This window comes from Exiguobacterium sp. s91, from assembly GCF_018618915.1.
In the GTDB taxonomy this organism is placed as follows: domain Bacteria; phylum Bacillota; class Bacilli; order Exiguobacteriales; family Exiguobacteriaceae; genus Exiguobacterium_A; species Exiguobacterium_A abrahamii.
In genome coordinates, this window is sequence record NZ_JACSMZ010000001.1 from 1,667,081 (window position 1) to 1,692,925 (window position 25,845).

A 25,845-nucleotide genomic window follows, 5' to 3' on the forward strand; every position below is an offset into this window, starting at 1 on the left:
TGTTCATCCTTTCGAAAGTGTGAGTAATTGTTCGTATCCTGAGACCGGTCGGGGTTGCCATGCGACGACAGCCAACTGTCGACTTAGACGAACGACTTCTTCCAACCAAACACGTTCTGATTCTGCTTTATGACTTAAAATCGGATCACGTGTAGCCGTTGCAGCGAACGATTGATTGATAATCCATGCCATTGGTTCAATTCCGGCGCGTCGTAAGTCCTCTTGTAACCGATTGGCCTCAAAAACGGGTGTTGCCTCTGCAAGTGTCGTAATGATGACATGTGCTTTCTTTTCGTCTCGTAGTTGCGGTAGCAATGTTTTGATTGATTCTGGTACTTCACCTGTCGCCCGTTCCATTTCTTGATGGTAACTTTCTGTTGCATCAAGTAATAGCAACGTATGACCCGTCGGTGCCGTATCAATGATGACGTAACGATCCTTTGCTTGCGCAACGGTATCGGCAAAGGCACGAAAGACCGCAATTTCTTCCGTACAAGGAGACTTCAAATCTTCCTCTAATAAAGCATGCGCTTCCTCTGTTAGGTTACCTGCCGCTGCATACACTTGTTCCCTATAACGATTGATTTCGATCTTTGGATCAATTTTACTGATCTCAAGACGTGGATTTTGGTTTGTTTCAATTGTTAATTCAAGATGGGCAGCAGGATCTGTTGTCGTCAAAAGAACATCGTGTCCACGTTCTGACAAGGAAATTGCAAGCATGGATGCCATTGTCGTTTTCCCTACCCCGCCTTTCCCCATCGTCATAACGACGCCGGGACCGGCAACTTCTAGTTGTTCGACCAGATGAGATAAAGAGGGTAGATCGAGTTGCTTACGTTCTACTGTTAGATCTGGATAATTTGTTTCTTTCAACCAGTTACGAAGCTGATCGACTCCAATCAAACTCGAAGTGGCATAAGGTAAGCTAAACACTGGAACATCATGTAAAAAGATTGCTGGCAATGTATCAAGCGCCTCTTTTTGTCGACGTAAGAAAGCTTGATAATACATATCTGGACTGACTGTCATTGGCAATATACCATTGACGACTAAACGTGCGTTTTGAATGCCGATGGCTTTTAGTTCCTTATATGCGTGAGCCGCTTCCATCAGCGTCACGGGTTCCGCCCGAGCGACTAATATTAACGTTGTCTCCGCCGGATTTTCCAATAGTGTCATTGCTTGTTCATACTGCGATTTTTTTTCATTTAAACCCGCAAGTGGACCAAGACACGATGTACCCGTCGTATTTTCATCCAAATAAACATTCCATGCATTCGGCAAACTGAGTAAACGTAATGTATGTCCCGTCGGTGCCGTATCAAAGATGATATGGTCATATGTTTTTTCAGCTTCAGGCGCCGCCAGTAATCCTGTAAATTGATCAAAAGCCGCAATTTCGACAGTGCAGGCACCAGATAATTGTTCTTCCATGGAACGTATTGCGTTATCCGGTAAAATTCCCCGATAAGGACCAACGACCGTTTCTTTGTATGCTTCAGCTGCTTGTTCCGGATCAAAATTCGCAACGTGTAAGTGATCGACACCAGGAACAGCGGTCGGTTCTTCTGTTAGCTTCATTTTGAAGACATCCTGTAGATTACTCGCCGGATCTGTCGAGACAAGCAACACTTCTTTTCCGGTATCTGCAAGTTCGACCGCGAGAAGCGAGGCAGTCGACGTCTTTCCAACTCCACCTTTGCCAGTCAAAAACAAATATCGCGTCAAATGCAGTCCTTCTAACGTTAGCGGTTCCATTCTCGTCACGTCCTTACTTTAATGTCAGGCGAATTTTTGGTTTCCGTTCATCTTCGACAGCGAATCTTTTTTCATCTAATCCCGTTAATTTTGCGAATTCCGCATTAGATAGGTAACCACGGCGACGAACGATGGCACCATCCACGAGAGTGATCGGTAAGATATCAACACCCTCCGCAATGGCCTCTTTGATGAGATTATTCGTAACGAACGCCGTTGGCTCATTTGCTAAGTTGAATCGTTCTATCGGATAACCTTCTTGTTTTAAAGCGTGGACCACCATCGATATCCGTGTTAATTCAGGATCAATCGACGGTCCACATAAACCGGTCGGACAACACATCGCCGGATCATAGATTTCAATCTTTTTCATTTTCATCATAATCTACTCCTCTATATAACTAAATGGTTATAAAATATATAACGTTTTCGTTATATAATCCACAAGGGAGGTTTCCCTTTTTTTAACGCGGCTAATTCAGCAATTTTTTGCTGGAATCGACGGCAACTCCATCGCATTCAAAATAGTCAATAGTAAATCATATTGAGGATGGTTCGGGTTGATTCGAAAATGTATCCATTGTCGTTCACGTCGCTCTAAAATGAGTTGTGATTGACGTAATAACTTCAAATGGCGACTGATTGCGGGTTGTGAGATATCAAACATCTCGACGAAATCACAGACACAATGTTCACGGACGTACAGCCTTCGTAAAATTTCAAGACGTGTTCCGTCGCTAAGTAGCTTTAAGAATTGACTCATCTCTTCAACACGATTTGTGGTTTCAATCACGAAAATACCCTCCTTTCGTATCAGACAGTCGTTTCCTCTTTTGCAAATCGTTCGATCCGTTTCTTGATTTGTTCACAGACACGTTGGAAGACGCTCCATTTCTCCTCTTCTGATCCTGTCGCACGTGCTGGATCATCAAACCCCCAGTGCTCATGACGGACATTCGGTGAGAGGACAGGACAATTATCACGGGCATCACCACACAATGTGACAACAATCGTCGCCCGCTTTAGTAATTCTCGATCGATCAGGTCGGAAGTTTGTTTGGAAATATCAACGCCCTGTTCTTGCATGACACGAACTGCCTTTGGATTTAATCCATGTTGTTCAATACCTGCTGAATAGACATCCCAATCCTTCAGGTATTGTTTAGCCCAACCTTCAGCGATCTGACTACGACATGAATTCCCTGTACATAAAAAATAAATTATCGGCTTTGACATATTAGGATGCCCCCTTTTTCATATAACCACAATATTATATAACACTTCGGTTATGCAACCCCTTTTTAGAAACTTTTTATCAAGCTCACAGATAATAAGACGTTCTCCCTCACTTTTTGCTGTGGAATAAAAAAAGATCGTCCGCTACATTGGTGGACGATCTTTTAGTCACATTACTTTTCTCTTTTAGAAATTAACTGTTTTCAACTAACCGATTACTTTTTACCCGTACCTCTTTCCAATAGAGAAAAAGGAACGTCAACATGAAGCTACTTACACAAAGCAGTGATAGATGAAGCACCTGTGGTCCTACTGAACCATCCATGAACAGCAGACGGCTGAAACCAGAGACTGCATTCGGAACGGGCAGGAACGTTCCAAGCGATTGATAAAACGGTGCCAGCATCTTCGCCGGCACGATGTTTCCGGCAGTCATCAACTGGAACGGAATCAATGCGACGTTGACGAGCGGCGCAATCGGTCCAAATATCGCAAAGTTCATCTGCGTGACAGCGATACAGGTCGCAACAACGAGGAGTTCGAACGCCCACAGTTTGATGAACGGTGTCGTGATGTCCGTTAATACATGTGCCATGGAAACGAGCAGTAATGGAACGACCAGAAGGACGATCCCGTGCAACAGTTGGCGACTCCAAAATAGGGACCAGATCGAATGACGCTTACTTAAGATTGTGCTGACAAGGTTGAATTGAATCCCCATCGTCATCGTCGCAATATAGATGACGAACCCGAGGACGAGTGGCAGCATCGACAAGGCAAAATCCGAGACAGCATGCTCCGTGACGACCGACGTCGTGAACGTCGGCTCACCATTCAACTGTTTGCCGATCGTTTCCGTTGCCCGCTCGAGAATCGCATTCGCAAATTCGGCATTCGTCTGGCTGACGTGTGCCGTTAGTTGACGCGAGGCATCATCCTTTTGTAGAACGAGATCGACTTCATTGGCATCGAGTGCTTCCAACCCTTTCGCTTCGGTCGGAACTGCTTGGACCGTGAACGGTGCTTCCTTTAGTGATGTGACGAACGGGTCGTTCACTTCGCCAACGACACCGACGTTCAATTGATCGAGTCGTTCCGTCGTTCCTTCGTAACCAGTCATCCAGACGACGAGGAACAAGAGCGGGACGACAATCGCGAAGACGAGCCCCACTTTCGTTTGTGTCATTGACCAGACATCTTTCCATGCTTTCATATTACAATCTCCTTTTATATGCATTACTTATAATATCATGTGCAACTATATATCCGAAGGAAAACCATTCACGTCACATTCCGGTGAATGGTCTCAAGTGTTTCCTTTAATTGCTCGATTTGCTCTCGCGATAGTCCACGGAACGCTTCGAGTTGTAGCTGATCGAGCTCTGGTCCGAGGCGATCGACGATATCGCGTCCTTCTCGTGTCATCAAGAGCAGAACCGCTCGTCGGTCCCGGGGGTCCGGCGTCCGAACGATTAGTTCTTTTTTACCGAGCTTATCGAGAATCTTACCGATCGTCGTTTGATCACGTTCTGTCACGAGTGCCAGCTGCTTTTGCGAAACACCATCTTGTTTAGCGAGTTCGCTCAGGACAGAAAACTGCTCTGGTGTCAGTCCGAACGCTTCCATCCGTTTAGCAGCAGCACGTTTGAACGCATAATAACTACGGGATAATTGCATGCCCAGCGACCATTCCGATTCTTTCATCCCATCATCTCCATATAGTTGCACTACTTATTATTTATCCACTATACCTGAAGAAGAACAAGTCCGTCAACGGTCTCATTTTGCCTGGCGTTGGCGAATCCCTTCGATATGCGCTTGTTGCGTGGCACGATCGACTTGTGAATGAACTCCGAGTTTCCCTGCAATCGTATCAACTTGACTCGGTGTCAATGGTTTTCCTGTCGCGAGTTGCTCGATCGTCTTGCGAAGGACATTTCGTTTCAAGACACGGACATGCGCTGAATCGACGGTGATCTTTTTCAGTTCACAGCGTTCGCTGAAAACGATCAAGGAGTGAAAGAGCGCGGGATCCGTTCCTTCTAAGAAGCGTTGCATGCTTTTGAGATGCCCTTCATTTTGTTTGATCGGATTATAGAACCGTTGCTTGAAGCGATTCTGGAACTGCTGCGTCCACTGACGGTCCTGCTCGCGTCCGAAAATCCACCCGCTGTAGTTTTTCGATTCGAGTACATAGATGCCACTTTCATGAATGAACGTCACATCGATCTCCGTCGTTCCTTCTCCACGCGCACGTGGTAAGTATGTATTAAAGACATAAGTGCCGTATCCGGAAACTTGATCGAGTTGACGTGTCGTCAAGTATTCGCCCCATTTCCCTTTATCACGAACGATCCGTAAAAACGGTTCGCGCGTTAAACGATAATAACGACTACTGTGATACGAACTGCGTTTTACGAAGAAAAACAGACCAAACGTTCCGAAGAAGAACAGTACCATGATCAGTCCGATTTGAATCAAGAGCGGTAAAAATGTCACTAGCACATTATCCACTAGATTTATCTCCTTTCCATATTAACCCTTTATTTTCCACTATATCAGCATAATCAATTTCTGCATCATTTTCCACTATTTGTTATGGTGACTATCCTATGGTACGGTGAAACAAAGGAAGGTGTTCTCCATGGATTCTGTCGTCACGTTCGCACCACTAATCGTCTTATTCTTCATCTGGATGTCCTTATCCCAAAAAGCAGACGAAGCAAAACGCCGCCAACAAACGATTCTGAAGAAGCTACAACGGATCGAAGAGCACCTCGGTCTGAATGAGGTGTCACTAGAAGAAGCAGCGTTACAAGTCGAACTGGTTCAGTTGCTTCATGAAGGAAAGACGGTTGAAGCTGTCAAACGCGTTCGAGAGACGCTCGGATCGTCCTTGCTCGAAGCAAAACAATACGTCGATCAACTAAAAAGCGAGCACGGAATATGATCAAAAAGACCATCGGCGATATATGCTGAATGGTCTTTTTATTACTTACTTTTTACGCAATCTTTTTCAAATGATTGAATCCTTAGTTCCTCAAGGGAAGAAGTGAGACATATCAAAATCTCTTAAAAACGATTCTTAGAAAATACATAATCAAGATGTCGAAACGATTTCTTTTACTTTCACACTAATCTTCGTGATGAACTCCTCTTCCTCTAGAGACGCAATGGAATGAAGTAGATACTCCTCATACACATCTCCGTCTATTTCAAAATTTTGCTTCACTAATGAATCCATAAGCTGTGTATAAGCCGTATCGATATTGTCAAAAGTCCCTTTGAAATAGAGGACAGCGTATAATCCGGCCGGTTTTTTCTTCGAATGACTTGTTTCTACGTGACAAAACAAATGATGTAGATTACCTTCCTCCTGCAAGAATTTCTCTTTTTCATACACGATTCCATGTGCAGCTGTACTTTTCACACCAAGTTTTTTTAAAAATACACTAGAGTGCTGATACAACTCTTCAATTGACAATGACCAATCTAATTTTTCCTCACTCAGTACAATCGATTCTTCAGCTAGCTCTCTAAAACGCACTTCTCCGAACGAAATCGCTTGCATTTCATCTGTCAGTTCTACGACGCGATGTAAAAAAAGCTGGATATCCTGCAATTTTTTTAATTCAAGCGCGACTTGTTCACTTTGTTTTGATGCCAGTTGTCGTAACGAACGTATCGTCGGTGTTTCAAAATATGTTTTTAATTCTTTAATCGGTACTTCTACTTGTCGTAATGAATGGATCGCCATAAATTGATCGAATTGCTCAAACGTATAGTAGCGATACCCGTTCGGATGAGTACCAGCCGGTTTAAATAAATTGATTTTATCGTAATACAAAAGTGTGTCTTTGTTGATATCAAGAAGTTTTGCAAATTCACCGGTTGTAAATTTTTTTTGCAAATAATTTTTCATCTTTCCTTTTTTGCCCCCTTTACCCTGGAGTGACTCCATAGTTTATGCTCTTTTTGTGAGAGTAACATATACCTGCACAAACGACCATCGTGTACTCTGACTAAAAATTATTTTGAATGAGTCGCTTAGGGATTCACATCCGCTCATTTATATCAGGAAAGGAAGACCTCATATTATGCCGAAATCTGCTATCCCCGTAATCTTAACGATTAGTAACTTCGTCTGTGGAACGTTGTCTATCTTTGCCGTACTCGAGGAGAACTTTAGTGCAGCAATTGGATTTATTTTATTCGGGTTATTGTTTGATCTGTTTGACGGTAGGATCGCTAGAAAACTAGGAACTGTATCCGAATTCGGAAAAGAACTCGATTCTTTTTCAGATTTAGTAACGTTCGGAATTGCTCCAGCGCTTTTTACTTATCATGTTTTACTAAGTGATTTTGGACAAATCGGTCTTTTCCTCGCTGTGTCATACAATGTCTGTGCATTACTTCGCTTAGCACGATTTAATACGACGCAAAGTGAGTTACCGATTTTTATTGGGTTACCCGTACCAGCTGCTGCTGTCAGTCTACTCATATCTACGATTTTCCTATCACCTATGTTCGTCGCCGGAATCATGTGCCTGCTTTCTTATTTAATGATCAGTCATGTGAAGATTCCACATGCTAAAAAAATCAGCACAGAAAAAGAACAAACAATATGATGGCTTTATTTGAAGCTATGATTACAGACTATGGATATGTCGCTATTTTTCTCGTACTAGCCTTAGGTCTATTCAGCCTTCCGATTCCAGATGAATTGATGATTTTACTCGTTGGTTATTTCACAAAAATTGGTTTTCTTCGTTATGATTTAACGTTTGTCGTCGTATGTATTGGGTCATTCGTCGGAATGGTATTTAGTTATTTCATTGGACAACGAGCAGGTCGTCCTTTACTTGATTGGCTGGGACGTTGGATGAGCGCTCCTCGAAAATGGAGTAGTAAAGCTGAAACGTGGATTGGGAAGTATGGAGCAGTAGCGCTTGTCGTGAGTTATTTCGTACCGGGAATGCGTCATTTCGCTGGTTACTTCTGCGGGATGTCGCATATGTCGATAAAAACGTATTCGTTCTATACCAGTATTAGTATTGGCATATGGAGTTTAATATTTTTAACCATTGGACGCTTTTTTTAATTTTTTAGGATGAGGTGAAAACAACATGGATTCAAAAATTGAGCTATTACCCGTAACAACAGAAGACTTACCAAAATTTAAAAAGGCATTACAAGATGCCTTTATGAAAGGTTGGCAAGATAGCTGTCAACATGAAGACTTAACAGAAATGGGACCTATTCCTTCAGAGGAAGACATACAGCATTCATTGTGTGCGAAGGGCGCTACTATTCTTCATATCGTCCTAGATGGCGAAAAAGTCGGAGGTGTGGTGCTACGGATTGATGAAAAAACACAGCATAATGAAGTCGATTTTATATATATAAGTGCAGATGGAAAAGGGATTGGCACGAAAGCATGGAAAGCAATTGAAGCCGCCTTTCCACAAACAAACGTATGGGAGTTGCATACCCCATACTTTGAAAAACGTAATATTCATTTTTACGTGAATAAGTGCGGTTTCCACATCGTCGAATTCAATCATAAAGGGAACCCTGGCCCGAATGTAGAGGGCGAAGTGCCCACGTCCGATGAAGAATACGAATTCTTTCGTTTTGAAAAAGTAATGTCATCCTCAGAAACAAATTAACGATAAAAAAACAGACGACGGATAACCCGTCGTCTGTTGCTGTTAATCCCGTGCCGCAAGACGGTACAGGAGATCGAGTAATTCGATATAGAGCCAGATGATCGTCACGATCAATCCGAATGCTGCAACCCACTCCATCGATTTCGGAGCACCCGCACGAACTTGTTGCGAGATAAAATCGAAGTCCATCACGAGTGACAGGGATGCCACGATGACGATGACGAACTGAATACCAATCGCAAGCGGTGAGCTACCTGTCATGAATGGGAGGTCGACACCAAATAACGAGAGAATCAAGTTGACTGCATACAAGACGAAGATCGAGAGAATCGCTGCTGTGACCGCAGAACGGAAACGTTGCGTCACTTTAATCATCCCCGTCGAGTAGACGAACCACATCGCAAACGCGACGACGAAAGTCGCAACCACTGCTTTTCCGACGATTCCTGGGTACATACTTTCGAACATCAACGATAACGCTCCGACTGCCACACCTTCAACGATTGCATAAACCGGAGAAAGGACTGGAGCTGTTGCTGGTTTGAATGTGATGATCAAGGCAAGGATCAGACCAATGACGAATCCACCGATTAAGGCTGGGAATAGGAACGCTTGGTTTTCTGCGAGGAAGAACCAACTTCCCCCTGCTGCTGCCGTGACGAGAGCGAGCATCAAGAAAATCTTGCTCATCGTCCCGCTTTTTGTCATTGGTCGCTCTCCGACACGTGCCGTATCGAATCCGCGACGCAATGCCGGGTTTACTTTAAAACGTGAAGCCATTGCTTTCACTCCTTTTTATGATTCTGTTTTCTACTACGAAGGTTTCCCGAAAAAGTTTCAAAATAACCATTGATCGAGCGCTTTTAATTGCAACATGACGACTGGGATCGAGGCTTTGGCATCGATGCGGTAAGATTTCGCTTGTCCGATCAGACCGGACGTGACGAAATCGGCACTTTCTAACGCTTCGCCAATCGGACCAAACGCGTCACTATCGATTTGACGATGTCGGTAATGAATGAATCGTTCCGTCGTTCCTTCTTTGACTTTACAACCATCCTCGACGTCCGGACGATTCAACCCGTATTCCGCGTAATGCCAGACGGTCGTCGTATCCCAAGGAGAACCGATATGCAGAATTTGACCGTCCGCCTCGATGAAGCGTTCAATCGGTGAACCGGGACCGAAGCCATTTTCTAATGTATGATCGGCAACGAATGTCGCCGCATCTTTCCCCCAGGCGGTCACGGACCACATCGGATGGTTGCTTCGAACGACACCCGGATACGTCCGGAAGACTTCCGGGACGCGACCGATGCCGCGTGTAACCGTTTTTGCCGGTTCATATGCCGGCATTTCCCGGCGGATCGTTTCCCACCATTCTTCAGGCACAGCCGGTTGGCTCCAGTTCTTCGGATCCGAATTATCGGTACTTTGCGCCGGCATCATGATTAACCCTTCCGTCGTGACGACTTCCTGTAAGGCCTCAATCAATGCTTGTACACCGCCGGGAATCCAGCCGATTTGTTTGAGAGACGAATGGACGAACAGCTTCATGCCGGGAGCCACACCTAATTCGCGTAACGCCTCTTTGATTTGTGATTTCGTGACCATGTTTCGTGTTTCCATCGATCTTATCTCCTTACTCGACGACTAGTGCAATCGTCGACCCCGTTTTTCCTTGTTTGACTTCGATTTTTGCGTCAACTCGTGACTTCAGTTCCTGGACGTGACTGATGATTCCGACCATGCGACCGCTCGCTTGAATCGAGAGCAACGTTTCGATCGCTTGTTCGAGTGATTCCGGATCAAGTGTTCCAAATCCTTCATCGATAAACATCGTTTCAAGTGACACGCCACCGCTTGCTTCTTGCACGACTTCCGACAATCCGAGCGCAAGCGCAAGGGATGCTTTGAAGCTTTCACCACCGGATAACGTCTTGACGTGACGTGTTTGCGACGTGTACGCGTCAAAGACATTTAAATCAAGCCCGTATTTCTTAAGCCCTTTTCCCGCCTCCGTTTTCCGTTCAAGCTGGAAACGCCCGGAGGTCATCTCGTGCAGATGCCGGTTTGCGGCGAACAATATTTCATCGAAGTATGCCGTCTGGACGTACGTCTCGAACGTCATCCGTTGCGCATTCTCCCCGACACCAACGCGAGCGAGTTCGCCGATGATGCCGTATCTCGCATCCTCGTCCTCAATCTGGTGTTGCAAGCTTTCCCATGCCGCGATCAATTGATCGATATGTGCGCGTTCCTTCTCGAGCCCGACACGTCGGTCGGTCTGCTCCGTCAGTTCGAGCGACACCGTCTTCACATCCATCCGCAACTGTTCAAGATCCGGATGCACTTGACCTTCCGTCTTCAAGCGAACTTGTTCCTGTTTCAACTTTAATTCCTGCCGCGCTAGACGGTCTTGTTCCAAATGTTCTTGGAGGTGACGAAGCGCGTCACGAGAACGTCTCGCTTCACGGAAGGCTTCGATCGTTGGAAACGTTTCTTCTGCCAGGACTGCGTGTAATGCGTTTTCGCGGTTCGTTAATCGATCGTTTTGTTCAGCAGACGCCTCAGTCAATTGACGGAATCGACCTTGGTGTTCCGCGAAGTCACGATCGAGCTGTTCCTTCTCGTGTAATTGTTGCTGTTTGACTTGTTTGAATTGCTCGATACGTGTTTCTGCCTGTTGTTGTTCCTCACGGAGTGCTGGTAGTGATTTCGCGGACTCTCCTGATTGACTTAGGCGACCAGACAAGTGTGCCAGTTCCGATTCGATGCCGGTCCGGTCTTTGATCATTGCATCGATCTTTAGTTGTAGCTGGTCCATGGATTGCTCGAGTTGTTGCAGACGAGTCTCAAGACGCGCTTTTTCCGTCTGCGCTGCCGCTAATCGGGCTTCCGTCTGTTCGACTTCTCGAAGCTGTACTGAAACATCCGCATGAGATGACTCGTTTTCACTCGTCTTTTGCATCTCGGTCGTCAGTTGCTGCAGACGCTCCGCAACCGTCCGGTACGAGGCTTGTAATTCTTGATGCGCTTGTTGGGCTTCAAGGAACCGCTGTTGTGCTACATCGACAGATCGTTCCTTTGCGACGGCGACAGCATGCTGCGGATGCGATGTACTCCCGCAAACCGGGCAAGCCGTCCCGTCCGTCAATCCTTTGGCAAGTTCAGCAGCCAGTTGTTCCCGTTCGTGTCTACGCGCTTCTTCATACTGGCGCGCTGCAGCCTCTTTTTGATCCCGAACGCTCGTACCGCGGACGATCAGCTGTTGCCGTTCTGCTTCCAATTTGTCATGTTCCGCTATCTTTGTCGCTAGCTGTTGCAGGATGAAGCGCCGTTCTTGCACCTGTAAGCGTTCTGCTCCAACGTTTTGCAATGGATGCAGTTGTTCTTGAATAGTCTTACGTTCTGTCCGTGCTTGTTCGAGTTGCTTCCGTAATGACTCTGGGTCCAGAAGCTTCAAACGTTCTACTAGTTGTTGCTGTTGTTGTCGTAAAGCCGTTTCTGCTTCCAAGCGTTCGCGCTCTTCTTGAATCTTTTCGAGACGACGACTGAGTTGCTCGATCTGTGGTTCCTCCGCTAGCAATCGATCCACTTTTGCTTGCACGACCTCTTGTTGCTCTTTCAAGCGAGCGATGTGCTGTTCAGTTTCCTGTTTTCGATGCGTGAGTTGCGTCAATTGTTCTTGATCCTGTTGCCACTGGTCATAGATCGGTGCGACGATTTGAGCGCGTTCAGCCGCCATTGCTTCTTCTTGCATCTGTTTGATTTCCGGTAAGCGGTCTAGTAACAACTGTTCCGTTTGTTGAAGTCGCTCCTGCTCTTGGAAAACCGCTTCAAGTTGCTCGCCTTGTTGCAATTGCGTCGTTTTCTTCTCAACGATCGCACGAGTCTCTACTTCAGCTTGACGCGCAGCCGTTAACCATTCGTCTCGTTCCGTCGTCAACGCCTCCATCCGTAACCGGATGTCGCCTTCCGTCAACTCACTCCAGTTCGCTTGCAGAGGTAGTTCCTCAAGCTTGGCCCATTGTTTTGTCTTTGTTTCCTTAATGCGTGCCGCAAGATCGAGCGCTTGTCGGTGCAAACGTTGCTGGAACTCACCATAGTGTTCCGTCTTAAACAGCTGCTTGAGAATCTGCAGTTTGTCTTTTGACTCTGCCATCAACAGTTCGCGGAACTTATTTTGCGGCAACAGAAGAATTTGCGAAAACTGTTTATGGTCGAGCTGAATCAGCTCTTGAACGCGTTGCTTGATTTCTGGAATCTTGACCGCGAGCGGTTTCCACGTCGTCCCGTCGAACCGAGCGAGCTCGGCTTCATGCGAGTAACCGGTTTTATTGACCGGATGCGGTTGACTCGGTTGGCGGATGATCCGGTACCGTTCCTCTTTCAGCGTAAACTCCAGTTCAACTTCCGTCTTTTGCTCGGGCACGGCAAAATGACTTCGCAGTTCGCTCATTTCCCGTTCGCCGCCTGACGTTTCGCCATACAGGGCGAACGTCAATGCGTCAAAGATCGTCGTTTTTCCTGCCCCGGTATTTCCGGAGATGACGAACATCGTCCGTCCGGCAAGTGCCGTGAAATCAATTGTCTCTTCCCCAGCAAATGGTCCAAAGGCGCGTAATGTCAGTCGTTCTGGGCGCATGTCGCTTCCTCCTTCAGGACGGCTTGCATCGCTTCCGTCGGTTTCTTCTCACGGACTGCTTCATAAAACTCACTGAATAGATCCGCAACGGATGCATCCTTGACTTGCTCCCGCGACGCCTTGACCGCCCGCGTACTCTCGCGGACGAATCCAATTCGCTCAAGGTGCAGGATGTTCGGATAGATTTTTTTCAGCTTTCCCATCGGATCCATCAAAGCTTCGCCGTCCGTTAGATTGATCTTTAAGTAATCGTCCGTGTCTTGTGTCGCGACGAACGCCGGGTCTGTCAGTTCACTGAGACTTCCAGTCAGTTCCCGCAAGTCACGTTTTGGTGCAAGTGGTTCGAACCGGCGATCGAACGTACCCTTATCGTTCAACGTCAACACATCGACCCCTTTGACATGATGGGCTTCCGAGAATGAATATTTCAAGAGCGATCCGCTGTAGCGAACCGTCTCGGATTGAATCGCAAGTGGATTATGCAAATGACCGAGTGCCGTATACGTAAACGGTGCAAACTGGCTTGCGCTAACTTGCCCTGCCGTTCCGACGGACAATTGCCGCTCCGAATCCGTCTCGAGTCCACCGATCACAAAGGCATGACCGACGAGGACACTCGGTCCACCCGGAATACATCCAGCAAGAATCGTCCGCATCGCATCATCATGTGTCTTGATCGTTTCGTCCTTGTGCACGTACCGAACGGTCGCAGGATCCGCAAATGGCACCGGATAAAACGATACTCCTTTGATCGTAACCGGAGTAATGACCGGCGTTAGTTTTCCGACGAGATGCAGACCGGCCCGTTGGAGTAACGTCGTTCCGAAACTTAACCGTTCGGCCGAATCGTGATTTCCGCTGATCGCAACGACCGGGATATCCCGGTCAAGGATCAAGGCAGCCAGTGTCTCGTCAAGCAGTTCGACGGCTTCCGTTGGTGGTACGGCGCGGTCGTATAAGTCACCCGCAATGACGATCGCATCCGGTTGTTCGCGGTCGACGAGTGTCAAAAAATCCGCTAAGACCGCCCGCTGGTTCTCGAGCATCGATTCGCCATGAACGATTTTGCCGAGATGCCAATCGGCAGTATGTATCCATTTCATCTTCATCACACTCACTTTTTGAATATAGTAGCTTAAGTGTAGCATGCAAGCGTTCGTTCTGCGACGAACATCTGTTTGCAACACAAAAAGCAGAAGGCGAATGCCTCCTGCTTTTTTCACTCTTGCGACGAATGTGTTATTTCGTCCGTTGTTTTCTAAAGCGTTGAACGGAACGAATCACAGAAACCGATCCGCCGATGATCGCACCGACACCGACGACGATGCCTGTCTTGAATTTTTTGCCCGATTGTTCTGATTTATGCGTTGCTTGATTGTGTTCAAAAAGTTGTTGGAGGGGCGACGACGTCTCGACTTCGAGAATTTTCGATGCATCCTGATGCACGTCTTCTCTACGTTCGACACTACAAGGTGACAGATAGAATGGGTTCAAGTTCGTCCGGTACCGATCCGGATTCCAGTTGGGTTGCTGAACAACTGCTTGGGCGTCTTCCGTCTGTGCCTGATCCTTGATTGGATCGAATTCTTGTTTCATCTGAATCACTCCTCTTCACGTTCAAAACCTGTAGACCGATTTATGTCTGAAGTCTTATTTACCTGTTTTTCAAACATTTAAAACATATATATTTAAAATTAGTTTTACTGTTTTGTGAACGTTACCCGAAATAGGCATGATAGAGGCGTTTCGCTTTGACGAGATCCGCCTCGCCATGAATCAGAACGCGTCCATCTCGGAAAGCGACCATCCGATGTTCGTCCGTCGTAAACGCCAGCAAATATGGATTATGGGCGGAAATCGCAGCGACCGGCTGGAGACGTTGTTTCAACTGTTCCAGATCCCGCTGTCCGTCTCCGCGGATTTGAATGGCATCCCGACCGCAGAGTGCCGTGAAACGAACCGTTTGATCCGATAAGTAAGGGTAGGACGGATCGATTCCGCACGACGGGCACTCCGTTTGCTTCAGTGACTGGACGTTAATTTGTTGAAACGTATTCGACCAGACATCAAACGCAAGCAAGCGCGTCCGCATGGCGTCCGTCTTTCCGCTCAACCACTTCAACGCTTCCGTCACCTGTAAGGAAGCGACCATCTGTACAGCTGGTCCGATGATTCCCGCTGTATCACACGTCTCCTGATCCCGCGGTAATTGATCGAGCAGACAATGCAGACACGGCGTCTCCCCGGGACGGACGGTAAACGTGATCCCATAACTGCCGACGCATCCACCGTAAATCCACGGAATCGAACGCATCAACGCCATGTCGTTCATCAGCAAACGAATATCGAAATTGTCCGTCGCGTCGATGATCAGATCGATATCATCGAGAAGCCACGTCAGCGCTGCTCGGTCGACGTCTACTACATGCGCTTCGATCGTCACCGTCGAATTAATCGCTTCAAGCCGTGCTTTTGCGGCAATCGCTTTTGGTACGATGTGACGCGCATCGTCCTCGGTATACAGCTGTTGTCGTTGTAGATTACTCCACTCGACATAGTCGCGGTCGACGATTCGGACGACACCAACACCGGCGCGAACGAGTTGTTCTGCCGATGCCGTTCCGAGCGCTCCCATACCGATGATCAGTACCTTTGCTGCTGCCAAGCGTGCTTGTCCCGCTTCCCCGATCGGTTGAAATCGAGTTTGCCGTGAGTAACGGTTCATCGAATCAATCCACTCGTTGGACTACTCGCGACCGCATACTGTTTCTTCTCGATACGTCCCGCTTCGTATCCGAAGCGCCCTGCTTCGACAGCTAGTCGCATGGCGTGCGCCATCTTGACCGGATCTTGAGCATGGGCGACAGCGGAGTTCAATAAGACACCATCCGCTCCTAGTTCCATCGCATAGGCGACGTCGGTCGGTGAGCCGATCCCGGCGTCGACGATGACCGGAACCGTCGTCTGCTCGATGATGAATCGTAGATGAAGTGGGTTGAGAATGCCTTGCCCGGAACCGATCGGTGACGCTGCCGGCATGATGGCGTGACAACCGAGTTCCTCGAGTCGCCGTGCAAGGACGACATCGTCCGACGTATACGGTAAGACGATGAAACCTTCTTTGAGTAATTCTTCAGAAGCCCGTAACGTCTCGATCGGATCAGGTAGTAACGTCTTATCGCAACCGATCACTTCGACCTTAACCATGTCACACATACCGGATGCCCGCGCAAGCTTCGCAAGCCGAACAGCTTCTTCCGCTGTCTTCGCACCGGCCGTGTTCGGCAGTAAATCGTACTTCGCTAAATCAAGCGACTCCAAGAAATTCGCTTGTTGTTTGTCGAAGATATCGAGCCGACGGACGGCGAACGTCAAGATTTGTGAAGCAGACGCATCGATTGCTTCTTGCTGTACCGTAGCATCCGTATATTTCCCTGTTCCGAGTAACAAGCGTGATTCAAATGTCTTTTCTCCAATTTTCAGCATATTTATCCTCCTCCTACGAAATGAACGATTTCAAATGTGTCATTGTCCCGAACGACCGTCTGACCATATGCCACGCGATCGATGATTTGTCGATTCTGTTCGACGATGACGAGCTTTTCCCCTAAGCCAAGTTGCGTGAGCATGTCCTCAATTGTTTTAATCTGTTCGATCGTGTGGTCATTGCCGTTAATCGTAATGTTCATCGGACTTCCTCCTTCTGAATCAACCGTAATGTATTTACCAAGACTTCCGCTGTCGCCGGTGCGAGTAATATGCCATGCCGATGATGCCCCGTCGCTAGGAAGATCCGACGGGATGAATCGGCGACTCCGATATATGGCAAGCCGGACGCCGTTTGTGGTCGTACACCGGACCAGACTTCTTCGATGACCGCGTCACGAATCGGTGGATACAGTCGTTCTGCTGCTTGAAGCAATGACGTGACCCCTGCGACACTGACACCGACCGTCTCGTCGTGCGGCAGTTCGGTCGCACCGATCAAAATCCGACCGTCTGCTTTCGGAACGAGGTAGACGGCGTCATCAAACAGGATCGAGCGTAACGGCTGACCCGCGAGACGGACGGCGAGACATTCCCCTTTGACCCCATATGTCGCGATCGAAATGCCGGCTGTATCGAGCAAGGCTTGCGACCCGCGTCCGGCAGCGACCGTCACTGTTCGTCCGGTCCACGTTCCCGCGTTCGACTCGACCTTGATGAAGTCATCGCTCTCTTCGATGCGTGTGACATCTACCTGTTCTTCAATCGATATGCCACGTGCGTGTAAGGCATACATCAATGCAGTCGTCAGTCGTCGTGGATCGATTTGACCGACAGCTGGAAACAGATGCTCGCGTCCTTTACGTTTTAACAAAAACGGTTGTTCCCGGTACCCACAATCGATGCCTGTCTCTCGCTCGAGACGACGTGCAAGCAGTGGATACAGACGACGACTTCGCGCGGCAAGTGCATGCAATTCTGCTCTCAGCTCGATGTCCGTCGCAAGCATCCCGGCAGCCGCTCGGCTTGTCCCTTGTCCGCATGTTCCACGTTCTAAGACGACGACGGATTCATTCTGACAGGCGAGACCGTAAGCAAGCGTCAACCCGATGACTCCGCCGCCGATGATGATGTGATCCGTCATACGCGAACCCCCTGGTAACGCTTGACGGCGGCGAGTGGATCCGATTGACCGAGAATACCCGATAAGACAGCGATTCCGGTTGCCCCGGTCGCTGCGATTTCAGGCATGCGTTCTGGTGTGATCCCGCCGATTGCAATGACTGGTTTCGTCGTGAAGGTGACGACTTGCTTCAAGGCGTCAATCCCTCGTGGTGGCATGTTCGGCTTCGACGCTGTCGAATAAATATGACCGTACAGCAGTCGGTCGGCTCCTTCCGCTTCTGCTGCTAGTGCCTCTGCTAGTGAATGGACCGATTTCCCGATGACGAGATTCGGAAAATGACGTCGCACATCACGGACACGCAAGGAACGGCGCGTCAGCTGCACACCGATGCCTGCGACATGGGCGACATCGACCCGGTCATGAACCGTTAACTGCTCAGGCGAATAACCATGCGCAAGGAGCGCTTCAATTAGATCAAGTAATTCTGCCGCCGATAAGTTCGGTTCTCGTAGATGCAGCTGATCCGTATAAGGTTGAAGCGATTGAAAGGTCTTTATTTCGTCAAGCGGATTAATGGATCCCGTCGAAATCAGATGTAAACGCATCATGTTCTTCCTTTCCATACGAAAAAGGACCACTCCCGATGTTGAAGGGAGTGGTCCGAAAATGCGCTGAAGCGCTAAGGATATCTAGGATTTCGAGCCACTTCCCTCCGCTAGTACGAACTAGATCAGGTTCAAAGGGTCCGGATACTTCCGTCTCAGTCTGCTGGGAGACTCCCCTAGTGTCTTTTCGTGTTTAATTGGCTTGCCCCATTAGTCTAGCATGAGTCGCTTTGCTTCGCTAGTCCTAGTTGAGCGCTTCCACTTGCTGAATCAGTTCCGATTTCGTTGGTCGCTGTTGCTCTTGGCTGTCGGCATACGTCTGCTTCAGCTTCAGGATGCGCATTACTTTGGCATCGAGCATCTCCGGCGTCAGCGTTTTGTCTTTGACGGCTTGCATCACTTCAGCATGGACCTTTGTGTAAGCACCTGCCTCTGAAAACATCGCCATATCAGCTCCATTGACGAGCGACTGACGTGCCGCTTCTGCGAGACCATATTGTTTCGTGATCGCCCCCATGACGAGATCATCCGTGATGATGACACCGTTGAATCCGAGTTGTTGACGCAAGAGGTCAGTCAAGATCGGCTTTGAGAGCGAGGACGGATTCATATCGTCATACGCGGGATAGAGAATATGGGCGACCATCACCATCTCGGCGCCCTCTTGAATCGCTTCTTGGAACGGTAACAGCTCCGTCCGCTTCAATTCTTCCTTTGATGCCGTCACTTTCGGTAGCCCAACATGGGAATCGACATTCGTATTGCCGTGACCGGGAAAATGTTTGACGACCGGAATCGTTCCTGTCTCCTGCATCCCGTGCATCAGGGCCGTACCAAGCGTCGCGACGGTATTCGGATCAGCACTTAACGCACGGTCGCCGATGATCGGATTGTTCGGATTACTGTTGACGTCAAGGACCGGCGCGAAGTCCATGTTGAAGCCATAAAAACGTGACAAATGTCCGAGCGTACGTCCGACGTCTTCCATTTTCACTTCATCTGCTCCTTGCGCCATCCGTTGACTCGTCGGTAGACGTAATCGTTGATCCGGTACCCGGCTGACGCGTCCGCCTTCTTCATCAATCCCGACGAACGCATACGGTTTTTGGTTCGTCTCTTGAATCGCACGCGTGAACGTCAAGAGTTGCTCTTCCGACGTAATGTTTCCGCCGAGCAATAAGACCCCGCCAATCGCATGCGTCTGTAACAATTTCCGGTCAGCTGCTGAAAGTTCCGTGCCGGCGACTCCGATGTAGAGCAGTTGATCGATCTTTTCTGACGTCGACATCGCTTTAAGTTGCTGCTTTAATCGTGCTTGTTGTCGTTCCTCTTTCGTTGGTTCAGGTTTCGGTTTCTTTTCTTCTGTTGGTTGCTTCGCTTCCGGTTGTGATGATTTCGTTGGTTCCGTCGTCTCCTGCGCACACCCTGCAAGCAACAGACAACCGATCAGTACGGTTTTCTTCACAAAGGATCCTCGCTTCGCACACCATTAATCGAATAATAGACGGAAATCTCAGCGTTCAGGGATTGCGAGACCGAACAATATTTATCCTTTGATAACGAGATGGCACGACGGACCTTATCTTCCGGGAGATCACCTTCAAGCCGGTAATGAATCGAGATCGACGTAAAGCGCCGCGGATGATCCTCTGCCCGTTCTCCTTCGATATCCATTTCGAAATGGGTGATCGTCAAGCGCATCTTCTCTAAAATCGAGACGATATCAATTCCAGTACAGCCGGCAACGGCATGTAGCAAGAGTTCGGTCGGTCGTGGTGCTTGGTTTTCACCACCGTTTTCGGGTGCTGCGTCCATCGCAAGATGATGCCCTGATTCCGTCTGTCCACTAAACCCCATCTGTTTGTTCCATGTCACTGTCGCTTGCATCGTTTCCACTCCTTTATAAGTAGTCTTCTTCTGTAGTATACGCAAAAAACAGCAAGCCTGGAAATTCACACGCTATTTCGAATAATGGTTCTTTTCCCGAAATCTCGCTTTGCGATACCCGACGAAATCGTTTCATGCTATCCTGTTACTCATAGTTTCGCGCGCAAGCGCTAGAATTGAGGAATCATCCATGTCACCTACTACTCGTTTAAGTCGACGCGATTGGCTCTTGATCGCCACGTTGTCGCTCCTGACGTTCGTTCTCGGAACAAGCGAATTCGTCATCGTCGGGATCCTCGCTGAAATCTCCTCAGCCCTTGATATCACGATCGCAACAGCAGGTACGCTCGTTTCAGCCTTTGCCATCTCCTTTGCAATCGGTACACCGATCGTCATGTCGCTGACCGGTCACCTGGAACGGCGTCGTCTGATCCTACGTCTCTTACTCGCATGGGTCTTATTGAATCTTGCCAGTAGTTTTGCTCCAAGTTACGAAGTATTGCTCGCAACCCGCATTCTGACAGCCATCCTGACTGGTGTCTTGATCTCGCTCGCAATGGTCGTCGCAAGTGACGGTGTACCTGTCGCGAAGCGCGGTGTTGCCGTCTCGTTCATTTTCGGTGGTTTTACACTCGCCAACGTCCTCGGTGTCCCGATCGGAACGTTCATCGGGCAACACGTTGGCTTCGAAGCTACGTTCTGGCTAACGACAGTCATGGGATTGATCGCGTTCCTCGCAGTATGGAAGATCGTTCCGGTCCAGCAATCGCCGGGTTCCGGTTCAATTAAGGAACAGCTTGGATTGCTCGCCAACCCACGGATCCTGATCGCCTTCTTTATTCCGTCGTTTGGATTCGGGGCAACTTATGTCGTCTACACATACCTCGTACCGATTTTACAAACAGAACTTGGGATTGCGAAAACGTGGATCAGTCCGATCTTGCTCGCTTACGGCGTCGTCTCGATCTTTAGTAACATCCTTGCCGGCAAGATTGCTAGCAAGAATCCGATGGGACGCTTACGGTTCGTCTTCGTTGTACAAGCAATCGTCCTTGCTGCGTTATACTTCACGACAGCATCCCTTCCGCTTGGTCTGTTCAACATCGCCTTGATGTCGTTGATATCGATTCTACTGACGACTTCGACACAAATCTATTTGATCGACCTCGCTGAAAAGTTCAATCCGGAAGCAAAAGGACTCGCTGCTTCATTGATGCCGGTTGCGAGTAACGTCGGGATTGCTTTTGGTTCGGCACTCGGTGGCATCGTCTATGCGAACGGTCCGATGATGAACACGGCACTCGTCGGTGGACTGGTCGCGCTCGTTGCTGCTTTATTGACTGCAATCAGTCATCGCCTTGATCAACGGTCATGAAACCGTTACCTTATCCTTTTTTGTAACAGGTCGATGACGGTTCGATGACGTTATGATGATAGTCCCCATCTCGCTGATGATTTTTCAGTATGATGGGGACTATGTTGTAGTAGAGGAGTGTCTGAAAGTGAAAGCATTACACATCATCGGTCTCGGTCTATTGACGATCATCCGACTCTGGCTCGGAATCCAGTGGTTCATCGCCGGAATCGGTAAGTACATTAATGGCTTCGATGCGAAACCGTTTCTCGAAGGAGCACTCGCGAAGTCAACTGGCGAAGACGCACTCGTCAGTTCCTGGTATGCGACGTGGATTGAGCAACTCGCCTTACCGAACGTCGGGCTGATCAACGCCTTGATTCCGTTCGCGGAACTCGTCGTCGGGATCCTGTTGATTCTTAGTCTGTTGACGGTTCCTGCACTGGTCTTCGGAAGCATCATGAATCTCAATTACTTACTCGCTGGGACGATTGCGTTGAACCCCGTATTCTTAGCAGCGTCAATCGCCTTACTGGCTGCAGGACGCTTTGCGTATCACATCGGCATCGATCACTGGATCATCCGCTGGTATCGCTCATCGCAACAACCGCATCCCCTGGACCGGATTCCAGTCTAACGAAAAAACTCTCCCGTACGCGGGAGAGTTATTTTTTTTGTTGCTCGAGAATCGTCTGCTGTGTCGGAACCCCGCCGACTGAGACTGTTCGCTCGAGGAACAGATAAGGTTTGCCATCGACTTCAAAGCGACGGTCACCGAGATAACGTGCCGAGTGCCCATCCGTTGCAAGCTTTTGTTCGATTGCTGAGACATGTTCGTCGAGTGAATAAAACCGATCGTCGAACGTCATTGTGATGTTTTTCTTACGGTACCCGAGTAAGAAATTGTAGTAGAACCAGTACATGGCAACTGCGAAGACGACAAAAATCAAGAATTGCATGTGAGTTCCCCCTTCGTATAGTCTTTATACGTTGGAAGAAAACGGGAGGTTTCAAAAAAATAACTGTTTTTTATTTCCTAACGGTTCAGTTGATTGTCATGTCGTTAAACTGAAGATCACTCTTAGGCATGTCGTATTTGACCGTGCCTTCGTATTGAACTTCTTCGTTCTGTGCATCCAACACAAAAATAGACGTTCCGTTTTTCTTCGTTTCAATGAGAGCATAGACTAGATCATTTTTAATATTTGTCGATGCGTAGCGTTGGACTTCATTGGCCACTAGCTTTGGTAAGTCATAGTGATGTTGCTTGAATTGCTTCGTTCGTAAGTCATACGTTGACCATTTTACTTTCGTATCAGTCATGTTCTCTGTCATTCCTACGACCGCACCTTCATCTATCAGACGTATATCCCACATTTCTTCACGCTCAAGAAACTTTAATCGTGTCGATGTTGTGTTGTCTCTGAGATAAACTCTTGTCTTAGCATCATTAGTCATCTTTCGGTATAAGACACGATTCTGATAGATGGCAAGTACCTCATCCTCTTCTGTTAATTGAAATGGTAAGTCCATTAATTGGACTGTTTTTTTCTTTAAATCAATCACATAGATATGATTTGTACCTGGTTTTTGTACAATATCGCCAATTCGGCTGACGTACAACTTTTGCTTCGTTAGTTGAAACGGTCGATAGTAAATGCCTTTAGTCTTTGCCGGTTTCGGCAAAGAATAAGTCTGCATCTTTTCTGTTCCACGTTTCCATGATTGTAGATCCCACGATCCATCTTCATTGACATGTAATCCAAATACATTTTTTTCTTGCTCATATTTTGATATTTCCTCTTGATTCATAAATTGTCGGAATTCATGTGGTGCCTTACTCACTCCTGAGTAGTCCATTGTAAAAGCGGATAAGTAATTCGATTGTTTCTTCTTTACTTTCCCCATCAAGTTAACTTTGTAATTCGTTCTATATGCTTCGGGATCATTAAATTTAAATTGAAGCTGCTTTACAGTTTGATCATCTGGATTTCCTTGTATCGTTTGTACCGTAAATTCAGGTTCTTCCATTGAAGAGGAGTACACAACATACACTCCAAGTGTCAAAATACAAATGACTCCTAAACTCAAAATATATTTATAGGTTCGCATAGTATACTCCTCACACCGTGACTTTTTGTTGCAATAGTCGAAGACTTTTCCAAATGATATACATGAAGTACAGCAAGTTTATCCCGATAGTTAGAATTAACTCTTCTGTTTCCAGTAAAATACGAGTTTCGTCTAAAAATAAGACTGTAATATAAGCGATAAGTATTGCGATAAAGATTTCTAGTCCAATTTTTACCACGGCTTTTCCTTTACGGAATGATCTTTCAATTAGAATAAGTAAGAAAATAAAACTGACGATGAATAGTGATATCGCAAGAATGATACCCATATCAATCAGATTTGTTGTATAGAATTCGCTCATCACATTTTGAACTGGACTTAAATCAATTTGGTTTTGGTATTCCGGTTGAATCAACCAATCAAATAGATAAAATCCTAGTTGCATTACACACCATTGGATACCAATAAAACTCACGATGATTAAAAAGACTGTCGTCAATTTCGAGAAGAAAATGCTTGCGCGACTTCCTGGAAGCATTAGTAAACGATAAATATACTTTGTTTCTCCTAACCAATCCCGATACCAAATTTGAATCGCATAGATGACAACAATCGCCATTCCGATCAGAGTCATATAACTAAAGAAAGAGGACGCCTCAGAGTATCCAAGTGTATCAATTTGTTTAAGTGCTTCTGCGACGGAAACTCGGTTAAGTTCCATGAAATTCTCGACTTTCCGTTCATGATACATGACTTGCGCAACGACCGACACTAACTCAATTGCTGCCATCACAAGCACGACGATAACATAAAGCTTAAAACTCCGCTTAATTTCTTCGTTCGTCAATTGTATGTATTGTTTCATCGCTGATAGACCTCCCGCATCCGGTCCTGAACCGATTTCCCGTACAGTTCTCGCATCTCTTCTGTCTCATGTTCATCGATGATCCGACCGTCCTGTAAGAAGACGACTCGATCGATCAAATGCTCGATTTCCTGAATTTCGTGTGTCGTCATCAGGATGCCGCGTCCTTCCATGAAGTGACTCGAGAATAGTCCTGCAATCTGTTCCTTCGTAAACAGATCGATCCCAGCGAATGGTTCATCGAGTAGTAAGTACGGACGATCGAGCGCAAATCCGAGGATCAAGCTAACCTTCGCCTGATTCCCTTTTGATAAGTCCGTGATCTTATCTGTCGAGAGTAGCTGGAAGATCCGCATCAGCTCATCCGCTGTCGCTTGGTTCCAGTCGGAATAATAATCCGCCATGTACGTCAGCGCATCACCAACCGTCATGTAACCGGGCATCGTCTGGATATCTGGAACGAAGGCAATCTTGTTTCGGTTGATCTCGCCATCGACGAGAACTGTTCCCGCGTTGACTGGGACGAGACCTGCGATTGCCTTCAGGATCGTTGATTTCCCCTCACCGTTCAAACCGATCAGACACGTCAATTGATCCATCGGAACAGAAAACGAGACGCCTTGAAGAACTGGTTTTTTCCCGTATTTCTTTTGTAAGCCATGGACTTCAAGCATCGATCTTCCTCCGTTCTGTTTCCTGATACACCGTCTCGATCTTCGAGACGACCTCATCGAGTGGAATTTGAATTGCCTTGACGGCATCGATGAATTCAGAGACGGCTTCTTCTAGCATCTCAGCACGTACTTTTTGGACGACTTGTGGATCGCGTGTAATCTTACTCGGGACATTCCGTTCTGTCGTAATCAATTGCTGCTCCTCCATCTCTTTGTATGCTTTTTGTGCGGTATTCGGATTGATTCCGAGCTGTGCGGCGATTTCGCGGCGGGACGGGATCTCTTGCCCGCTTTGCAATTCCTCGGTCGCGATTCGTTGTTTGAACCAACGGACGACCTGCAGATACACCGGGCTTCTTTGGTCGAACTGCATCGGTAGACCTCCCTTTCCTGTTTAATGTATTAAAACAATAATACACTTCTCTTCTGTATCATACTCACCATACAGTTTGACTGTCAAG

General features: G+C 47.4%; 31 protein-coding genes and 1 riboswitch. Of the genes, 6 read left to right on the plus strand and 25 right to left on the minus strand.

Translation table 11 applies throughout. The features are described from left to right. Positions 1 to 3: 3 nt before the first annotated feature. From arsA to KNQ06_RS08755, 7 genes are all read right to left on the minus strand, one after another. On the minus strand, positions 4 to 1,761 hold the full coding sequence (gene arsA, locus KNQ06_RS08725) for an arsenical pump-driving ATPase (protein WP_215148003.1): 1,758 nt from the start codon (positions 1,759 to 1,761) through the stop codon (positions 4 to 6). A 13-nt stretch (positions 1,762 to 1,774) separates the two neighbouring features. After that, a complete protein-coding gene (gene arsD, locus KNQ06_RS08730) occupies positions 1,775 to 2,134 on the minus strand; it encodes an arsenite efflux transporter metallochaperone ArsD (RefSeq protein ID WP_058705163.1) in 360 nt (119 codons plus the stop codon). A gap of 105 nt (positions 2,135 to 2,239) precedes the next feature. Then, positions 2,240 to 2,554 (minus strand): ArsR/SmtB family transcription factor, encoded by a 315-nt coding sequence (locus tag KNQ06_RS08735; protein WP_214724673.1) that lies wholly within the window; start codon positions 2,552 to 2,554, stop codon positions 2,240 to 2,242. Positions 2,555 to 2,574: 20 nt separating this feature from the next. After that, positions 2,575 to 2,997, minus strand: a complete 423-nt coding sequence (arsC, locus tag KNQ06_RS08740) for an arsenate reductase (thioredoxin) (RefSeq protein WP_214724671.1) — start codon at positions 2,995 to 2,997, stop codon at positions 2,575 to 2,577. Positions 2,998 to 3,190: 193 nt separating this feature from the next. Continuing rightward, a complete protein-coding gene (locus tag KNQ06_RS08745; RefSeq protein WP_215148005.1) occupies positions 3,191 to 4,210 on the minus strand; it encodes an ABC-2 transporter permease in 1,020 nt (339 codons plus the stop codon). Between the two features lie 68 nt (positions 4,211 to 4,278). After that, entirely contained in the window at positions 4,279 to 4,701 is a 423-nt protein-coding gene (locus KNQ06_RS08750) for a MarR family winged helix-turn-helix transcriptional regulator (RefSeq protein ID WP_023467873.1), read from the minus strand. 75 nt (positions 4,702 to 4,776) lie between these two features. Continuing rightward, positions 4,777 to 5,511, minus strand: coding sequence for a nuclease-related domain-containing protein (locus tag KNQ06_RS08755; protein ID WP_214857267.1), 735 nt, complete (start codon positions 5,509 to 5,511; stop codon positions 4,777 to 4,779). Between the two features lie 130 nt (positions 5,512 to 5,641). Here KNQ06_RS08755 and KNQ06_RS08760 point away from each other — a divergent pair, with 130 nt between their 5' ends. Beyond that, the gene (locus tag KNQ06_RS08760; RefSeq protein WP_029341343.1) at positions 5,642 to 5,947 is read left to right on the plus strand and encodes a hypothetical protein; all 306 of its coding nucleotides are present in this window, start codon (positions 5,642 to 5,644) and stop codon (positions 5,945 to 5,947) included. A 150-nt stretch (positions 5,948 to 6,097) separates the two neighbouring features. Here KNQ06_RS08760 and KNQ06_RS08765 read toward each other — a convergent pair whose 3' ends face one another. After that, complete coding sequence (locus tag KNQ06_RS08765) at positions 6,098 to 6,958, minus strand: MerR family transcriptional regulator (protein WP_251133502.1); 861 nt, start codon at positions 6,956 to 6,958, stop codon at positions 6,098 to 6,100. A gap of 136 nt (positions 6,959 to 7,094) precedes the next feature. Here KNQ06_RS08765 and pssA point away from each other — a divergent pair, with 136 nt between their 5' ends. From pssA to KNQ06_RS08780, 3 genes are read left to right on the plus strand one after another with little or no spacing between them, the layout of a single operon-like run. Continuing rightward, on the plus strand, positions 7,095 to 7,625 hold the full coding sequence (gene pssA, locus KNQ06_RS08770) for a CDP-diacylglycerol--serine O-phosphatidyltransferase (RefSeq protein WP_214724667.1): 531 nt from the start codon (positions 7,095 to 7,097) through the stop codon (positions 7,623 to 7,625). Further along, entirely contained in the window at positions 7,622 to 8,098 is a 477-nt protein-coding gene (locus KNQ06_RS08775) for a DedA family protein (protein WP_251133503.1), read from the plus strand. The genes pssA and KNQ06_RS08775 overlap by 4 nt, the downstream gene beginning before the upstream one ends. Before the next feature lie 25 nt (positions 8,099 to 8,123). Beyond that, positions 8,124 to 8,666: a GNAT family N-acetyltransferase gene (locus tag KNQ06_RS08780; RefSeq protein ID WP_215148007.1), complete on the plus strand. Its 543-nt coding sequence runs from the start codon at positions 8,124 to 8,126 to the stop codon at positions 8,664 to 8,666. A 42-nt stretch (positions 8,667 to 8,708) separates the two neighbouring features. On the opposite strand, the gene KNQ06_RS08785 is transcribed toward KNQ06_RS08780, so the two are convergent. The 12 genes from KNQ06_RS08785 to KNQ06_RS08840 all read right to left on the minus strand — a co-directional run bounded on the left by KNQ06_RS08785 (position 8,709) and on the right by KNQ06_RS08840 (position 20,418). After that, positions 8,709 to 9,446 (minus strand): Bax inhibitor-1/YccA family protein, encoded by a 738-nt coding sequence (locus tag KNQ06_RS08785; RefSeq protein ID WP_215148009.1) that lies wholly within the window; start codon positions 9,444 to 9,446, stop codon positions 8,709 to 8,711. A gap of 57 nt (positions 9,447 to 9,503) precedes the next feature. Further along, complete coding sequence (locus tag KNQ06_RS08790; protein ID WP_214804555.1) at positions 9,504 to 10,295, minus strand: AAC(3) family N-acetyltransferase; 792 nt, start codon at positions 10,293 to 10,295, stop codon at positions 9,504 to 9,506. Between the two features lie 13 nt (positions 10,296 to 10,308). Beyond that, positions 10,309 to 13,314, minus strand: a complete 3,006-nt coding sequence (locus KNQ06_RS08795; protein ID WP_215148011.1) for an AAA family ATPase — start codon at positions 13,312 to 13,314, stop codon at positions 10,309 to 10,311. Then, complete coding sequence (locus KNQ06_RS08800; RefSeq protein WP_215148013.1) at positions 13,296 to 14,417, minus strand: exonuclease SbcCD subunit D; 1,122 nt, start codon at positions 14,415 to 14,417, stop codon at positions 13,296 to 13,298. Before KNQ06_RS08800 ends, KNQ06_RS08795 begins: the two co-directional genes overlap by 19 nt. Positions 14,418 to 14,553: 136 nt before the next feature. Further along, complete coding sequence (locus KNQ06_RS08805; RefSeq protein WP_050677014.1) at positions 14,554 to 14,910, minus strand: hypothetical protein; 357 nt, start codon at positions 14,908 to 14,910, stop codon at positions 14,554 to 14,556. Positions 14,911 to 15,031: 121 nt separating this feature from the next. Further along, a complete protein-coding gene (locus tag KNQ06_RS08810; protein ID WP_215148015.1) occupies positions 15,032 to 16,039 on the minus strand; it encodes a ThiF family adenylyltransferase in 1,008 nt (335 codons plus the stop codon). Then, positions 16,036 to 16,800, minus strand: a complete 765-nt coding sequence (locus KNQ06_RS08815; protein ID WP_133208085.1) for a thiazole synthase — start codon at positions 16,798 to 16,800, stop codon at positions 16,036 to 16,038. The genes KNQ06_RS08810 and KNQ06_RS08815 overlap by 4 nt, the downstream gene beginning before the upstream one ends. 2 nt (positions 16,801 to 16,802) lie before the next feature. Then, positions 16,803 to 17,003 carry a sulfur carrier protein ThiS gene (gene thiS, locus KNQ06_RS08820; protein ID WP_064300146.1) on the minus strand — a complete coding sequence of 67 codons (201 nt, stop codon included), beginning with the start codon at positions 17,001 to 17,003 and terminating at the stop codon, positions 16,803 to 16,805. Further along, a complete protein-coding gene (locus tag KNQ06_RS08825) occupies positions 17,000 to 17,944 on the minus strand; it encodes an FAD-dependent oxidoreductase (RefSeq protein WP_215148017.1) in 945 nt (314 codons plus the stop codon). The genes thiS and KNQ06_RS08825 overlap by 4 nt, the downstream gene beginning before the upstream one ends. Continuing rightward, entirely contained in the window at positions 17,941 to 18,534 is a 594-nt protein-coding gene (locus KNQ06_RS08830; protein WP_215148019.1) for a thiamine phosphate synthase, read from the minus strand. The genes KNQ06_RS08825 and KNQ06_RS08830 overlap by 4 nt, the downstream gene beginning before the upstream one ends. An 82-nt stretch (positions 18,535 to 18,616) precedes the next feature. Next, positions 18,617 to 18,719: riboswitch (TPP riboswitch) on the minus strand. Positions 18,720 to 18,775: 56 nt separating this feature from the next. Continuing rightward, complete coding sequence (gene nagZ, locus KNQ06_RS08835; protein WP_215148021.1) at positions 18,776 to 19,996, minus strand: beta-N-acetylhexosaminidase; 1,221 nt, start codon at positions 19,994 to 19,996, stop codon at positions 18,776 to 18,778. Beyond that, positions 19,993 to 20,418: an OsmC family protein gene (locus tag KNQ06_RS08840; protein WP_023467853.1), complete on the minus strand. Its 426-nt coding sequence runs from the start codon at positions 20,416 to 20,418 to the stop codon at positions 19,993 to 19,995. Before KNQ06_RS08840 ends, nagZ begins: the two co-directional genes overlap by 4 nt. Positions 20,419 to 20,608: 190 nt before the next feature. Between KNQ06_RS08840 and KNQ06_RS08845 the strand changes: the two genes are divergently transcribed. Together KNQ06_RS08845 and KNQ06_RS08850 are read left to right on the plus strand one after the other, a co-directional pair. Then, a complete protein-coding gene (locus KNQ06_RS08845) occupies positions 20,609 to 21,793 on the plus strand; it encodes an MFS transporter (RefSeq protein WP_215148023.1) in 1,185 nt (394 codons plus the stop codon). Positions 21,794 to 21,920: 127 nt separating this feature from the next. Beyond that, positions 21,921 to 22,409, plus strand: coding sequence for a DoxX family membrane protein (locus tag KNQ06_RS08850; protein ID WP_167507537.1), 489 nt, complete (start codon positions 21,921 to 21,923; stop codon positions 22,407 to 22,409). A 28-nt stretch (positions 22,410 to 22,437) separates the two neighbouring features. Here KNQ06_RS08850 and KNQ06_RS08855 read toward each other — a convergent pair whose 3' ends face one another. The 5 genes from KNQ06_RS08855 to KNQ06_RS08875 all read right to left on the minus strand — a co-directional run bounded on the left by KNQ06_RS08855 (position 22,438) and on the right by KNQ06_RS08875 (position 25,757). Next, positions 22,438 to 22,731, minus strand: coding sequence for a hypothetical protein (locus KNQ06_RS08855; RefSeq protein WP_214804538.1), 294 nt, complete (start codon positions 22,729 to 22,731; stop codon positions 22,438 to 22,440). Between the two features lie 85 nt (positions 22,732 to 22,816). Continuing rightward, complete coding sequence (locus KNQ06_RS08860) at positions 22,817 to 23,884, minus strand: hypothetical protein (RefSeq protein WP_214804536.1); 1,068 nt, start codon at positions 23,882 to 23,884, stop codon at positions 22,817 to 22,819. A gap of 10 nt (positions 23,885 to 23,894) precedes the next feature. Next, the gene (locus KNQ06_RS08865; RefSeq protein WP_215148025.1) at positions 23,895 to 24,710 is read right to left on the minus strand and encodes a hypothetical protein; all 816 of its coding nucleotides are present in this window, start codon (positions 24,708 to 24,710) and stop codon (positions 23,895 to 23,897) included. Next, positions 24,707 to 25,384 carry an ATP-binding cassette domain-containing protein gene (locus KNQ06_RS08870; RefSeq protein ID WP_053453025.1) on the minus strand — a complete coding sequence of 226 codons (678 nt, stop codon included), beginning with the start codon at positions 25,382 to 25,384 and terminating at the stop codon, positions 24,707 to 24,709. Before KNQ06_RS08870 ends, KNQ06_RS08865 begins: the two co-directional genes overlap by 4 nt. After that, entirely contained in the window at positions 25,377 to 25,757 is a 381-nt protein-coding gene (locus tag KNQ06_RS08875; RefSeq protein ID WP_029341325.1) for a GntR family transcriptional regulator, read from the minus strand. Before KNQ06_RS08875 ends, KNQ06_RS08870 begins: the two co-directional genes overlap by 8 nt. Positions 25,758 to 25,845 lie beyond the last annotated feature (88 nt).